Source organism: Pseudomonas sp. VA159-2 (assembly GCF_024126635.1).
Lineage (GTDB): Bacteria > Pseudomonadota > Gammaproteobacteria > Pseudomonadales > Pseudomonadaceae > Aquipseudomonas > Aquipseudomonas muyukensis.
In genome coordinates this window covers 248,678-262,886 of record NZ_JAMYBV010000001.1, presented here as the reverse complement: position 1 = coordinate 262,886, position 14,209 = coordinate 248,678, and the positions used below count along the sequence as shown (strand labels likewise).

Below are 14,209 nucleotides of genomic sequence, written 5' to 3'. Positions count from 1 at the left end.
GTACGAAACGTCTGCAGGCGGTTCGCCGGCAAGCCGGCTCCTACAGTCTGCCGTGAGCAGGTAGGAGCCAGATTCGCTGGCGAAGCGGTTGGCGCAAGGTCAGGCCTTGCGCGCTCGGGTCACCCGGTCCACCAGGTACACCAGCCCGTGGTAGTCGATGCCGCTGTGGCTCGACAGCCCGATCTCGCAGGTGCGGCTGGTGGAGATCCCTTCCTCGCAATACTGCACCGCGTCCTTGAGCGTGCGCAGCGAGTGGGCGTTGAGCTCGGGCGTGGTGAAGCCCTTGTCGCCGGCAAAACCGCAGCAGTGGATGCCTTCGGGGATCACCACCTGCTTGCTGCAGCGCCGCGCCAGGTCGATCAGCGCCTGGCTTTCGCCCAGGTGCTGGGTGCTGCAGGTCACGTGCACGGCCACCGGGGCGTCCTGGGGGGTGAACTCCAGCTTGTCCAGCAGATGGGTGCGGATGAAACGCACCGGGTCGTATAGGTCCAGCCGGGTTTCGCCCAGGTCCTGCACCAGGCGCAGGGTGCAGGGGCTGGTGTCGCAGTAGATCGGGTCGAGGCCGCCGCGGCTGGCTTGCAGCAGCGCGGTGATCAGCTCCTGGCGCTTGTGCTCGGCTTGCTCGGGGTAGCCCTTGGAGGCGAACGGCTGGCCGCAGCACAGGCTGTCGGCGTTGTCGGGGAACACCACCTGGTAGCCGGCCTTTTCCAGCAGGGCGCGGGTCTTGTCGAGCAGCGAGCTTTGCTCGCGGTCGGCGTAGGCGGGGCCCATCACGCGGGAAACACAGGCGGCGAGGTAGACCACGCGGGGCCGGGCGTCGTTGCTCGCCGGGCCTAAGTCCAGCGTGCGCAACGGCTGGGGCATGGCCGGGGTCCACTGGGGCAGGCGGCCTTTGCTGGCCTTGCTCAGTGTGGTACTGAGGCGCCCGAGGCGTGGCGCGCCGAGCAGCTTGCGGGCGGTGTTGGCGGCGCTGAGGGTGAAGCGCGCGCCGCGCAGGGTGGTGTGGAAATGCTCGGCCAGCCAGTCGGCGGCCTTGGCGTGGTCGGCGGCCTGGGCGCGCAGCTTCTTCACCAACTCGCCGGTGTTGATGCCCACCGGGCAGCGCTGGGCGCACAGGCCGGTGGCGGCGCAGGTGTCGATGCCTTGGTACTGGTAGGTTTGCAGCAGTTCGCGGGTGTCCAGGCCGGCGCGTTGCTTGGCCTGGATGTCGCGCCACATGACGATGCGCTGGCGTGGGCTGAGGGTCAGGCCCTTGGATGGGCACACCGGTTCGCAGAAACCGCACTCGATGCACTTGTCGACGATCTCGTCGGCGGCGGGCAGCGGCTTGAGGTTTTTCAGGTGGATGTCGGGATCTTCGCTCAGCACCACGTCGGGGTTGAGGATGCCGTTGGGGTCGAGCAGGCGCTTGAGCTGCCACATCAGCTGGTAGGCATCGTGGCCCCACTCCAGCTCCACGAACGGCGCCATGTTGCGCCCGGTGCCGTGCTCGGCCTTGAGCGAGCCGCCGAACTCCACCGCCACCAGTTGCGCGACGTCGTCCATGAAGGCCTGGTAGCGGGCCACTTCCTCGGCACTGTTGAAGCCCTGGGTGAAGACGAAGTGCAGGTTGCCTTCCAGCGCGTGGCCGAAAATGATCGCCTCGTCGTAGCGGTGCTTGTCGAACAGCTGGATCAGGCGGTTGACGCCTTCGGCCAGTTGCTCGATGGGGAAGGTGACGTCCTCGATGATCACCGTGGTGCCGGTCTGGCGCACGGCGCCGACGGCGGGGAAGGTGTCCTTGCGGATTTTCCACAGCTGGTTGTACACCGCCGGGTCTTCGCTGAACGCGACCTGCTGCTCCAGCGGGTAGTCGCCGATCGCGGCCATCACCTGCGCGAGCTGTTCGTGCAGCAGGCTCTGGCTGGCCGCGCGGCACTCGATCAGCAGGGCGCAGGCGTTGGCCGACAGGTCCTTGACCCAGCCGGGCATGCCCGGCATGGCCTGCACCGAGCGCAGGCTGCGGCGGTCGAGCAGTTCCACCGCCGACACCGGCTGGCGCTTGAGCACGGTCACGGCGCGGCAGCAGCTCTCGACGCTGGGGAACACCAGCAGCGCGCTGGCCTTGTGCGGGTGGTCGGGCACGGTGTCGTAGGTGACCGCGCTGATGAAGCCCAGGGTGCCTTCGGAGCCGACCAGCAGGTGCTGGAGGATATCCAGCGGCTGGTCGTAGTCCACCAGGGCGTTGAGCGACAGGCCGGTGGTGTTCTTCAGTCGGTACTTGTGCCGGATGCGCTCGGCAAGGTCGCTGTTGGCGCGGGTTTCCCGGCCCAGGCGGGCGAGGGACTCGAGCAGCTCGGCGTGGGAGGTTTCGAAGGCGGCGACGCTGGCCGGGTCTTCGCTGTCCAGGCGGGTGCCGTCGGCCAGCACCAGGCGCAGGCCGGCCAGGGTGTGGTAGGTGTTCTGCGCGGTGCCGCAGCACATGCCGCTGGCGTTGTTGGCGACGATGCCGCCGATCTTGCAGGCGTTGATCGAGGCCGGGTCGGGGCCGATCTTGCGCCCGTACGGGGCCAGCCAGGCGTTGGCCTGGGCGCCGATCACGCCGGGCTGCAGGCGGATCTGCTGGCCCTGGCGGCGGATTTCCTTGCCGCCCCAGTTATCGCCGAGCACGATCAGCACCGAGTCGCTGATGGCCTGGCCGGACAGGCTGGTGCCGGCGGCGCGGAAGGTCACCGGCACGCGATCGCGCTGGGCCAGCTTGAGCAGTTCGACCACTTCGTCCTCGGACTCGACACGCACCACCAGCTTGGGAATCAGCCGGTAGAAGCTGGCGTCGGTGCCGAAGGCCAGGGTCGAGGTGGGGTCGTCGAAGCGGCGTTCGGCGGGGATCAGGCGCTCGGCATCACGCAGGAACGCGGCGGGCAGGCTCATGCAGTCTCCTCGTGGGGCCGCGGCGTCTGGCGCGCGGCGTGCCCCGGGCAATCAGGCGGTATCGGGGGCGGGCGCTCAGGCGCCCAGTTCGCGGACCAGCGAGTCGCGGCTGATCTCGCTGATCGACTTGGCGCCGGTCAGCACCATGGCCACGCGCATTTCTTTCTCGAACAGCTCCAGCAGGTTCTTCACCCCGGCCTCGCCATGGGTGGCCAGGGCATAGAGGAAGGCGCGGCCGATCAGCACCGTGTCGGCGCCCAGGGCGACCATGCGCACCACGTCGAGGCCGTTGCGGATGCCGGAGTCGGCGAGGATCTTGATATCACCCTTGACCGCATCGGCAATCGCCGGCAGCGCGCGGGCGCTGGACAGCACGCCGTCGAGCTGGCGGCCGCCGTGGTTGGAGACGACGATGCCGTCGGCGCCGAACTTGACCGCGTCGCGGGCGTCCTCGGGGTCGAGGATGCCCTTGATGATCATCGGTCCGTCCCAGAATTCGCGAATCCACTCCAGGTCCTTCCAGGAGATGGACGGGTCGAAGTTGTTGCCCAGCCAGCCGATGTAGTCGGCCAGGCCGGTGGGGTTGCCGCGGTACTTGGAGATGTTGCCCAGGTCATGGGGGCGGCCGAGCAGGCCGACGTCCAGGGCCCATTGCGGGTGGGTCATGGCTTGCCACACGCGGCGCAGCGGCGCGTTCGGGCCGCTCATGCCCGAGTGGGCGTCGCGGTAGCGCGCGCCGGGCACCGGCATGTCGACGGTGAACACCAGGGTCTTCACCCCGGCGGCCTTGGCCCGCTCCAGGGCGTTGCGCATGAAGCCGCGGTCCTTGAGCACGTACAGCTGGAACCACATCGGCCGGTCGATGGCCGGGGCCACTTCTTCGATCGGGCAGACCGACACGGTGGACATGGTGAAGGGGATGCCGTGGGTGGCGGCGGCGCGGGCGGCCTGCACCTCGCCGCGGCGGGCGTACATGCCGGTGAGGCCGACCGGGGCCAGGGCCACGGGCATGCTCAGGGTCTCGTCGAACAGCTGGGTCTGGAGGCTGAGCTCGGACATGTTCTTCAGCACCCGCTGGCGCAGGGCGATGCTGGCCAGGTCCGAGACGTTGTGGCGCAGGGTGTGCTCGGCGTAGGCGCCGCCGTCGGCGTAGTGGAACAGGAACGGAGGCAGCTTGCGTTGGGCCGCGGCGCGATAGTCGGTGGAGGCGGAAATGATCATGGATTCTCGCAGCGTGGGTTGAAGGACGATCCCGGGCGCTGCTCGCGCCCGGGCCCTTTCACTTTAGTGATGAACCAGCATGCCGGTCAGCCAGTAGGCCTGAACCAGGGTGATCAGGCCAACGATGGTGGCGAAGAACAGGCTGTGCTTGACGGTGAAACGGAACAGGTCGGATTCCTTGCCCACCAGGCCGGTGGCGGCGCAGGCCACGGCGATCGACTGCGGCGAGATCATCTTGCCGGTCACGCCGCCGCTGGTGTTGGCCGCCACCAGCAGGGTGTCGTTGACCCCGATCTGGTGCGCGGTGGTGGCCTGCAGCGAGCTGAACAGGGCGTTGGAAGAGGTGTCCGAGCCGGTCAGGAACACGCCCAGCCAGCCCAGGAACGGCGAGAAGAACGGGAACGCCGCACCGGTGCCGGCCAGCACCAGGGCCATGGTCGAGGACATGCCCGAGTAGTTGGTGACGAAGGCGAAGGCCAGCACCATGCCGATCGACAGGATCGGCCAGCGCAGTTCCCAGAAGGTCTCTTTCAAAGTGGTCAGACCAGTTTTGAAATTGATCTTGAGCACTGCCATGGAGACCAGCGCCGAGAGGAAGATCGCGGTGCCGGTGGCGGAGATCGGGTCGAGCTTGAACACCGCCGGCATGGCGGTTGGCGCGGTGACGATCGGCGCGGTCTTGATCACCAGTTGGTCGAGGTGCGGGATGGCGAAGTTGAACACCAAGTTGTACATCGCCCCGCCTGGGGCGAAGGCCGCCTTGAATGGCTTGAGGGTCCAGATGGTCACCAGCACGGTGAGGATCAGGAACGGCGACCAGGCCTTGAAGATCTCGCCGAAGCTGTACGGGCTCGGTTGGCTGCCGCTCGATTGCACGACGGCGGCGCCGACGCTGCCCTGGGCCTGGCTGAACGCGCGCTTGGGCTGCCAGACTTTCAGGAACAGGGTCAGGGCGATCAGGCTGGCCAGGGCCGAGGTGATGTCCGGCAGTTCCGGCCCGATGAAGTTGGAGGTGAAGTACTGGGTGACGGCGAAGCTCAGGCCGGCCACCAGGGCGGCGGGCCAGGTTTCTTTCACGCCGCGCAGGCCATCCATCATGAACACCAGCCAGAACGGCACGAACAGCGACAGCAGCGGCAGCTGGCGGCCGGTCATGGCGCCGATGTGGAAGGCGTCGATGCCGGTGACTTGCCCGGCGACGATGATCGGGATGCCCAGGGCGCCGAAGGCCACCGGCGCGGTGTTGGCGATCAGGCACAGGCCGGCGGCGTACAGCGGGTTGAAGCCCAGGCCCACCAGCAGCGCGGCGGTGATGGCCACTGGGGCGCCGAAGCCGGCCGCGCCTTCGAGGAAGGCACCGAAGCAGAAGCCGATCAGCAGCACTTGCAGGCGCTGGTCGTCGGTGATCGACAGCACCGAGCTGCGGATCACTTCGAACTGGCCGCTCTTGACCGTGAGTTTGTAGAGGAACACCGCGGCGACGATGATCCAGGCGATCGGCCACAGGCCGTAGAGGAAGCCGTAGCCGGCGGCGGCCAGGGCCATGTCGACCGGCATCTGGAAGGCGAAGATGGCCACCAGGATCGACAGCGCCAGGGTGATGCTGCCGGCGACGTGGCCTTTGAGGCGGAACACGGCGAGGGCGAGGAAGAAGAACACGATGGGGATGACCGCCGCCAGTGCGGACAGGCCAAGACTACCAAGCGGGCTATAGAATTGTTGCCAGGTTTGCATATGGGGTGGCCCCTAATTGTTGTTGGTCAGGCACTGGCATTGGATAATTGGTAAGACCAATTTACAATGGCTGGTCGCTAGGTTAAGAGCGTCATTGCGGGTGTGTCAATTTGTCCTGGGGAAAACTTTGCGCGGATACCGATGAGCGGGCCTCTGCGCGGTGCTGAAAATCGCCATCTGATGGGTGTCGGCCTGGGCGCGATAGGCGCAGAATAGGCGGCCCCCGGATCTGCACCCCGGGTTCGTGGAGAGCATGTGATGGTTTTTGATCAGGTCCGCCAGCGGCGCCTGTCCGACGACATCGTCGATCGGTTGGAAGGGATGATTCTCGAGGGCACCCTCACCTCAGGCCAGCGCCTGCCGGCCGAGCGTGCCCTGGCCGAGCAGTTCGGCGTGTCCCGCCCGTCGCTGCGCGAGGCGATCCAGAAGCTGGTGGCCAAGGGGTTGCTGGTCAGCCGCCAGGGCGGTGGCAACTATGTGGCCGAGTCGCTGGGCTCGACCTTCAGCGACCCGCTGCTCAAGCTGCTCGAAGGCAGCCCCGAGGCGCAGCGCGACCTGCTGGAGTTTCGTCATACCCTGGAGGCGTCCTGCGCCTATTACGCCGCGCAGCGCGCCACCGAGCCCGATCGCCAGCGTTTGAAGGCCGCGTTCGACGCGCTGCAGGATTGCTACAACCGGGTCGACGAAGTCAGCCGGGCAGAGGAGGGCGCGGCCGATGCGCGCTTCCACCTGGCCATTGCCGAGGCCAGCCACAACGCGGTGTTGCTGCACACCATCCGCGGGTTGTTCGACCTGCTCAAGCGCAACGTGGTGACCAATATCGGCGGCATGTACCAGCAGCGCAGCGAGACCCGCGACATGCTGATCAGCCAGCATCGCGAGTTGTACCTGGCGATTGTCGAGGGGCGGGCGGACGATGCGCGGGAGGTGTCGAGCCGACATATCCTTTACGTGCAGGAGGTGTTGCAGGAGGCGCAGCAAGAGGCCCAGCGGGTGGCACGGGCGGAGCGGCGCAGCGGGCGCTGACGCTCGCTTGCGGCGGCCTGCGCCGCTTTGTGTAGGAGCGGCCTTGTGTCGCGAAAGGGCTGCGCAGCAGCCCCGGCGATCCGGCATGATGCAAAGACCCCGAGGCCGCTGCGCGCCCTTTTCGCGACACAAGGCCGCTCCTACAAGGGGATGCGTGGGGCTTCAGGCCGGCGGCATGCACTGCAGGAAGTTCAGCGGGTGGTACGGGCGGAACGGCGCAGCGGGCGCTGACGCTCGCTTGTTGCGACCTTGTGTCGCGAAAGGGCTGCGCAGCAGCCCCGGCGATCCTGCATGATGCAAAGACCCCGAGGCCGCTGCGCGCCCTTTTCGCGACACAAGGCCGCTCCCACAAGGGGGCGCGTGGGGCTTCAGGCCGGCGGCATGCACTGCAAGAGGCCCCGCGGGTGGCACGGGCGAAGCGACCGGGCAAGCTGGGCGTTACTCTTCCTTGCCCTTGTTGCGCATGGTGCGCTGCAGCTCGCGGTTGGAGTCGCGCTCGCGCACGGTGTCGCGCTTGTCGAACTCCTTCTTGCCCTTGCCCAGCGCGATTTCGCACTTGATCAGGTGCTTGCTCCAGTACAGCGACATCGCCACGCAGGTGTAGCCCTTCTGCGCCACGGCCGCTTCCAGGCGCTCGAGCTCGCGCTTGTTCAGCAGCAGCTTGCGGGTGCGGATCGGGTCGGCGATGACGTGAGTGCTGGCGGTGGTCAGCGGGGTGATGTGGCTGCCGAACAGCCAGGCTTCGCCATCCTTGAGCAGCACGTAGCTGTCGGTCAGGTGCGCCTTGCCGGCCCGCAGGCTCTTTACTTCCCAGCCGGACAGGACCAGCCCGGCCTCGAACTTGTGTTCGATGAAGTAATCGTGTCGCGCCTTCTTGTTCTGCGCGATGGTCCCGGTCGGATGTTTCTTTTGCTTAGCCATAGGGGCGGCATTATAGGCAGTCAGTGCGTGCTCGGCTATGGGGTTTAGGTGCGCTTGAGCCTGTTCGGTGAATCCCGGACAATACAGGCCTCGTTCCGCCGCGCGGAACGGTTTTTCACGGCGCTGTCGTGCGCCGCCGCCCCGTTTGGAAGTGACGCCTGGATGACTACCCATATTCAACGCTCCGCCCTGCTGCCATACCCTGCCCAGGCGCTCTACGACCTGGTCAACGATGTGGCCGGCTACCCGGACTTCCTGCCCTGGTGTTCGGCCTCGACGGTGATCGAGGCCAGCGACACCCACATGCGCGCGAAGCTCGAGGTGGCCAAGGGTGGCATGAGCCAGCAGTTCGTCACGCGCAACGTGCTGGTGCGGGGGCAGTCGATCGAGATGAACCTCGAAGAGGGGCCTTTCACCCAGCTGCACGGGCTGTGGGTGTTCAAGCCATTGGGCGAGAAAGCCTGCAAGATCAGCCTGGACCTGTCGTTCGACTACGCCGGCGCGCTGGTGCGCGCGACCCTGGGGCCGCTGTTCAACCAGGCGGCCAACACCATGGTCGATGCCTTCTGCCAGCGCGCCAAGCAGCTCTATGGCTGAGGCGGCCATCGCCATCGAGGTGGTCTATGCCACGGCCGAGCGCCAGTGGCTGCTGGCCTGCGAAGTGCCGGCGGGGACCTCGGTGAGCGCAGCGCTGCGTCTGTCGGGCCTGGCCGAACAGGTGCCGGGGCTGGACCTGACGCATTGCCCGGTGGGGATCTTTGGCAAGCAGGTCAGTGATCCGGCGGCACGCCAGGTACAGGCGGGGGAGCGGCTGGAGGTTTATCGGCCCTTGCTGGTCGACCCGCTGGAGGCGCGCAAGCGGCGCGCGGCCAAGGCCAGGGGCGCGCGCGAAGGCTGACGCTTGTTGCAGGCAATAAAAAGCCCGGACCTGGTCCGGGCTTTTTCGTCGGCCGCCTTTACTGCGGGGCGGTTTCCAGCGGTGCTGGGGTCGGCACCGGGGTGGTCTCGACGTTGTCGATTTCTTTTTGCAGGGTATCTTCCAGCGAACCTGCCTTGGCCGGTTTTTCCTGGCTCGGCTGCTGGTTCGGGCTGACGGTGGTGTCGCTGCTGCCACCGAGGATTTCCTGGTCGCGGCTGACGCCCGGCATGAAGTCGCCGGACAGGTTGACCAGTTGGTCGCTGTCGTTGAAGAACACGCTCATGCGTTCCTGCTGACGCTCGCCGCCGCCTGGCTGCAGGCTGTACAGGTAGTCCCAGCGATTGGTGTGGAAGGTGTCCTGCAGCAGCGGATTGCCCATGATAAACCTTACTTGCCGGCGGGTCATTCCCGGGCGCAATTGGTCTATCATGTCCTGCGTGACGACATTGCCCTGCTGGATGTCGATTTTGTAAACCCCGGGAAACGAGCAACCGGCGAGTGCGAGCAGTCCCACGAGGGTGAGGCTGGTTAGCAAGAGCTTGGTGTTTTGCATCGGTGGGCGACTTCCACTATCTTGGCTGGACAACGTAAACCCCGATCATACCCGTATTAAGAGAAGCTGCGAAGCAGCATCGGCGAGAAAGCTGACCATGGTTGAAAATAGCGAATTGCGCAAAGCGGGCCTGAAGGTAACCCTGCCTCGGGTCAAGATTCTTCAGATGCTCGACTCCACCGAGCAGCGTCACATGAGTGCCGAGGATGTCTACAAGGCACTGATGGAGGCTGGCGAAGACGTCGGTCTGGCAACCGTGTATCGCGTCCTGACCCAGTTCGAAGCGGCGGGTCTGGTGGTTCGCCACAACTTCGACGGCGGCCACGCGGTATTCGAATTGGCGGACGGTGGCCACCACGACCACATGGTCAACGTGGATACCAGCGAAGTCATCGAATTCATGGATGCCGAGATCGAGCGGCGCCAGAAGGAGATCGTGGCCGAACACGGCTTCGAGCTGGTGGACCACAATCTGGTCCTGTATGTGCGTAAAAAGAAGTAACGATTTCGCTCGTGCTTGACGACAAAGGCGACCCTCGGGTCGCCTTTGTGCTATGTGGCCGCTGCCTACGCCTACCCGGCCTGCGCCTCAGGGCTGGCGATTCTGCGCCTTGAGCAGGTCGCGAATTTCCGTCAGCAGGGTTTCTTCGGCGCTCGGCACCGGCGGCGCGCTCGGGGCCACGGCCTCTTCGCGCTTGAGGCGGTTGATCGCCTTCACGCCCATGAAGATGGCAAAGGCGACGATGATGAAGTCGAGGATGGTCTGGATGAACTTGCCATAGGCCAGGACCACCGCCGGCACATCGCCCTCGGCGGCCTTGAGGGTGATGGCCAGGTCGCTGAAGTCGACCCCGCCGATGAGCATGCCGATCGGCGGCATGATCACGTCGCCGACGAACGACGAGACGATCTTGCCGAAGGCCGCGCCGATGATGATACCCACCGCCATGTCGACGACATTTCCCTTGACCGCGAAGGCCTTGAATTCACTGAGCATGCCCATGCTGTATTCCTTTGTTACGAATGGAGAGGTAAACGCAGTGTAAGCCACTAAAACGCTTCATGCGTGACGTTCGCAGCTACAGACTTCACTTAGAACGAATAGTTTTGTCGCTCGCTAACGGCTCCGGGACACGTCCGCGTTCGGCTATCATGGCGGTTTTTTCCAGGAGACCCCGCCCATGGCCAAGGCCAAGCGTTTGTATGGCTGCACCGAGTGTGGCGCGACCTTCCCCAAATGGGCAGGCCAGTGCGGCGAGTGCGGGGCCTGGAACACCCTGGTCGAGACCATGATCGAAAGCGGCGGCGCCGCGGCACCCAGCGGGCGGGCCGGCTGGACCGGGCAGCAGGCGCAGATCAAGACCCTGGCCGAGGTCAGCGTCGAGGAGATCCCGCGCTTCACCACCAGCAGCACCGAGCTCGACCGCGTGCTCGGCGGCGGCCTGGTGGATGGCTCGGTGGTGCTGATCGGCGGCGACCCCGGCATCGGCAAGTCGACCATCCTGCTGCAGACCCTGTGCAACATCGCCGTGCACATGCCGGCGCTGTACGTCACCGGCGAAGAGTCGCAGCAGCAGGTGGCCATGCGCTCGCGCCGCCTGGGCCTGCCCCAGGACCAGCTCAAGGTCATGACCGAAACCTGCATCGAGACCATCATCGCCACCGCCCGCCAGGAAAAACCGCGGGTGATGGTGATCGACTCGATCCAGACCATCTTCACCGAGCAACTGCAATCGGCGCCGGGCGGGGTGGCCCAGGTGCGCGAGAGCACCGCGCTGCTGGTGCGCTACGCCAAGCAGAGCGGCACGGCGATCTTCCTGGTCGGCCATGTCACCAAGGAAGGCTCGCTGGCCGGCCCGCGGGTGCTCGAGCACATGGTCGACACCGTGCTGTATTTCGAGGGCGAGTCCGATGGCCGCCTGCGCCTGTTGCGGGCGGTGAAGAACCGCTTCGGCGCGGTCAACGAACTGGGCGTGTTCGGCATGACCGACCGAGGCCTGAAGGAGGTGTCCAACCCCTCGGCGATCTTCCTCAACCGCACCCAGGAAGAAGTGCCCGGCAGCGTGGTCATGGCCACCTGGGAAGGCACCCGGCCGATGCTGGTGGAGGTCCAGGCGCTGGTCGACGACAGCCACCTGGCCAACCCGCGACGGGTCACCCTGGGCCTGGACCAGAACCGCCTGGCCATGTTGCTGGCGGTGCTGCACCGCCACGGCGGCATCCCGACCCACGACCAGGACGTGTTCCTCAACGTGGTCGGCGGGGTCAAGGTGCTGGAGACCGCCTCAGACCTGGCGCTGCTGGCGGCGGTGATGTCGAGCCTGCGCAACCGCCCGCTGGCCCACGGCCTGCTGGTGTTCGGCGAGATCGGCCTGTCGGGCGAGGTGCGCCCGGTGCCCAGCGGCCAGGAGCGCCTGAAGGAAGCCGCCAAGCATGGCTTCAAGCGCGCCATCGTGCCCAAGGGCAACGCGCCCAAGGAGTCGCCCGCCGGCTTGCAGGTGATCGCCGTGACCCGCCTGGAGCAGGCGCTGGATGCCTTGTTCGAGTAGTTCGTCCAGCACACCTTTGTCGTAGGCGCCTGAAGCAGGCGACGCAATGGATCGCCCCGGCTGCGCTGGTGTTCGCCGCCAGGGCCGGCTCCTGCGGCGGACAATGCCATGAAAAAAGGGAGCCGACGATGCGCGTGCGGCTCCCCTCGATGACCGTCCTGGTCAGCGATCAGTGTTCGGCGACCGCCTTGCGTCGGGGCGCCTCGTTGCCATGCTCGTCCAGCTCCATCACTGGCACCTCGTTGCCGTCCGCGTCGAACAGCTTGCCATCCTTGAAGTAGTCGCCATCACGCAGGGCGGAGATGTCCGAGTACTGGATGGTGCGCTCGTAGGCCGCGGCGAACACCGACTGGTTTTCCGAGTTGCCGGTGGTGAAGTGGTTGAACATCAGGTTCAGCACGATCGCCATGATCGCCGCCGAGCTGATGCCGGAGTGGAAGATGGTTTCGAACCAGCTCGGGAAGCTGTGGTAGAAGTTCGGCGCCGCGATCGGGATCATGCCGAAACCCAGCGAGGCGGCGACGATGATCAGGTTGACGTTGTTCTTGTAGCTGACTTTCGACAGGGTACGGATGCCGCTGGCGGCCACGGTGCCAAACAGCACGATACCGGCGCCGCCGAGTACCGGGGTAGGCACGGCCGCGATCACCCGGCCCATGATCGGCAACAGCCCGAGCACCACCAGGATCACGCCGCCGGTGGCCACCACGTAGCGGCTCTTGACCCCGGTCACGGCCACCAGGCCGACGTTCTGGGCGAAGGCGCTCTGGGTGAACGAGCCGAAGATCGGCGCCAGGATGCTCGATGCCATGTCGGCGCGCAGGCCGTTGCCCAGGCGCTTGGAGTCGACCTTGGTGTCGATGATCTCGCCGACCGCGAGGATATCGGCCGAGGTTTCGACCAGGGTCACCATGATCACGATGCACATCGACAGGATCGCGGCGATGTGGAAGGTCGGCATGCCGAAGTGGAACGGGGTGGGGAAGGCGAAGATCGGGCCTTCGCTGACCTTGCTGAAGTCGGCCATGCCCAGCGACCAGGCGATCAAGGTACCGGCGACCATCGCCAGCAAGATCGACAGGCGCGAAATGCTCGCGCTGCCCAGCTTGCTCAGCAGCAGGACGATGGCGAAGGTCAGCGCCGCCAGGCCGATGTTGGCCATGCTGCCGAACTCCGGCGAGGCGCTGTTGCCGCCCATCACCCAGCGCGCGGCAACGGGCATCAGGGTGAGGCCGATGGTGGTGATGACGATACCGGTCACCAAGGGCGGGAAGAACTTGGTGATACGCGAGAACACCGGGGTGATCAGGAACCCGATCAACGAGGCTGCCATCACCGCACCCAGCACCGCCGGCAGGCCGCCGCCCCCCTGGCTGCCGAGAATCGCCCCCATGGTCGCCACGCCGGCGAACGAGACGCCCTGGACCAGTGGCAACTGGCAACCGAAGAACGGCAGCCCAAGGGTCTGCAGCAACGTCGCGAGCCCGCCGGCGAACAGCGAGGCCGCGATCAGCAGGCCGATTTCCGCCGGGGCCAGGCCGGCGGCCTGGCCGAGGATCAGCGGTACCGCGACGATCCCTCCATACATGGTCAGGACATGCTGCAGCCCGTAGGCCAGGTTGGCGCCAAGGCCGAGGTTCTCGTCCTCGGGGCGCGGGGCGGGAGACGTGCTGGGGGACGTGGTCATGGAGCAGGCTCTCTGTTTATTGTTGTGGCGCTACTGTAGACAATACTGACAAAACAATGCCACAAAAATTGTATACAAAGTTTTGATCGTAGCGCCGTCAGGGGTGCCTTCAGGGTGCGCGAAACCCTGATGCACGTTGCGTTCCAACGTGTCGAAGGCTGTCCTAGAGGGATGTGTGCAAGAGGGCCGGAAATCGAGGGAAAGCTGTCTGGCCGGACAAGAAAGCCGTCACGGCCAGATTGTTAGTAGGCTAAGAGATATCAATCTTCGATGAGTTCGCGCAGCTCGCGCATCATTTCGGTGCTGTCGCCCACGTTCAGTTCCACAAGACGGTGCAAATGAGTCATTGAATCGATGTCGATGTGCAGGCAAATGAAACCCAGGCGGTCAGGTTCCTCATGGCGCAGTTCGACCTGCATCAGCACCTGGGTTTTCTTGTCGTTCAGATGGATGATCGCGTCGAAATCCTGGGTCAGGTCCGCGTCCCAAGGTTCGGGGCGCTTGATCAGCAGCCCCTTCAACGAAAGGTCGAGCAGGGTGACCGGCCAGCGCCGCTCGCCTTGGCGCAGCTCGGTGGGGGCATCGAAGGCGATGCGCTGAAAACGGCGGCGTTCGTCGTGGTCGCTCATGGCAGTTCTCCGGGTGACACCCTGACTATAGTGAGTTGGCGAGGTGCATCAGGTACCGCA

13 protein-coding genes are annotated in these 14,209 nt (G+C 65.7%); 5 read left to right on the top strand and 8 right to left on the bottom strand.

Annotated elements, in window-relative coordinates:
- Positions 1-99: 99 nt before the first annotated feature.
- The 3 genes from NJG22_RS01140 to NJG22_RS01130 all read right to left on the bottom strand — a co-directional run bounded on the left by NJG22_RS01140 (position 100) and on the right by NJG22_RS01130 (position 5,865).
- A complete protein-coding gene (locus tag NJG22_RS01140; protein ID WP_253091858.1) occupies positions 100-2,910 on the bottom strand; it encodes an FAD-binding and (Fe-S)-binding domain-containing protein in 2,811 nt (936 codons plus the stop codon).
- Between the two features lie 75 nt (positions 2,911-2,985).
- Entirely contained in the window at positions 2,986-4,131 is a 1,146-nt protein-coding gene (gene lldD, locus NJG22_RS01135) for an FMN-dependent L-lactate dehydrogenase LldD (RefSeq protein ID WP_253091855.1), read from the bottom strand.
- 63 nt (positions 4,132-4,194) lie between these two features.
- Positions 4,195-5,865: a lactate permease LctP family transporter gene (locus NJG22_RS01130; protein WP_253091853.1), complete on the bottom strand. Its 1,671-nt coding sequence runs from the start codon at positions 5,863-5,865 to the stop codon at positions 4,195-4,197.
- Positions 5,866-6,123: 258 nt separating this feature from the next.
- Here NJG22_RS01130 and NJG22_RS01125 point away from each other — a divergent pair, with 258 nt between their 5' ends.
- Complete coding sequence (locus NJG22_RS01125) at positions 6,124-6,891, top strand: FCD domain-containing protein (protein WP_253091852.1); 768 nt, start codon at positions 6,124-6,126, stop codon at positions 6,889-6,891.
- 438 nt (positions 6,892-7,329) lie between these two features.
- On the opposite strand, the gene smpB is transcribed toward NJG22_RS01125, so the two are convergent.
- Positions 7,330-7,812: an SsrA-binding protein SmpB gene (smpB, locus tag NJG22_RS01120; protein WP_011532120.1), complete on the bottom strand. Its 483-nt coding sequence runs from the start codon at positions 7,810-7,812 to the stop codon at positions 7,330-7,332.
- 162 nt (positions 7,813-7,974) lie between these two features.
- Here smpB and NJG22_RS01115 point away from each other — a divergent pair, with 162 nt between their 5' ends.
- Positions 7,975-8,409, top strand: coding sequence for a type II toxin-antitoxin system RatA family toxin (locus NJG22_RS01115; RefSeq protein WP_253091850.1), 435 nt, complete (start codon positions 7,975-7,977; stop codon positions 8,407-8,409).
- Entirely contained in the window at positions 8,402-8,710 is a 309-nt protein-coding gene (locus NJG22_RS01110) for an RnfH family protein (RefSeq protein WP_253091848.1), read from the top strand. Before NJG22_RS01115 ends, NJG22_RS01110 begins: the two co-directional genes overlap by 8 nt.
- A gap of 58 nt (positions 8,711-8,768) precedes the next feature.
- Here NJG22_RS01110 and bamE read toward each other — a convergent pair whose 3' ends face one another.
- On the bottom strand, positions 8,769-9,284 hold the full coding sequence (gene bamE, locus NJG22_RS01105) for an outer membrane protein assembly factor BamE (protein ID WP_134692392.1): 516 nt from the start codon (positions 9,282-9,284) through the stop codon (positions 8,769-8,771).
- Positions 9,285-9,381: 97 nt separating this feature from the next.
- Here bamE and fur point away from each other — a divergent pair, with 97 nt between their 5' ends.
- Positions 9,382-9,786 (top strand): ferric iron uptake transcriptional regulator, encoded by a 405-nt coding sequence (gene fur / locus NJG22_RS01100; protein WP_134692394.1) that lies wholly within the window; start codon positions 9,382-9,384, stop codon positions 9,784-9,786.
- A gap of 87 nt (positions 9,787-9,873) precedes the next feature.
- Here the strand turns inward: fur and mscL are convergent, their stop codons facing one another.
- A complete protein-coding gene (gene mscL, locus NJG22_RS01095) occupies positions 9,874-10,287 on the bottom strand; it encodes a large-conductance mechanosensitive channel protein MscL (protein WP_217850368.1) in 414 nt (137 codons plus the stop codon).
- Positions 10,288-10,465: 178 nt separating this feature from the next.
- Here mscL and radA point away from each other — a divergent pair, with 178 nt between their 5' ends.
- On the top strand, positions 10,466-11,833 hold the full coding sequence (gene radA / locus NJG22_RS01090) for a DNA repair protein RadA (protein ID WP_217850366.1): 1,368 nt from the start codon (positions 10,466-10,468) through the stop codon (positions 11,831-11,833).
- A 169-nt stretch (positions 11,834-12,002) separates the two neighbouring features.
- Here radA and NJG22_RS01085 read toward each other — a convergent pair whose 3' ends face one another.
- On the bottom strand, positions 12,003-13,520 hold the full coding sequence (locus NJG22_RS01085; RefSeq protein WP_253091846.1) for a nucleobase:cation symporter-2 family protein: 1,518 nt from the start codon (positions 13,518-13,520) through the stop codon (positions 12,003-12,005).
- Positions 13,521-13,780: 260 nt separating this feature from the next.
- A complete protein-coding gene (locus NJG22_RS01080) occupies positions 13,781-14,149 on the bottom strand; it encodes a PilZ domain-containing protein (RefSeq protein WP_253091844.1) in 369 nt (122 codons plus the stop codon).
- Positions 14,150-14,209: the final 60 nt, after the last annotated feature.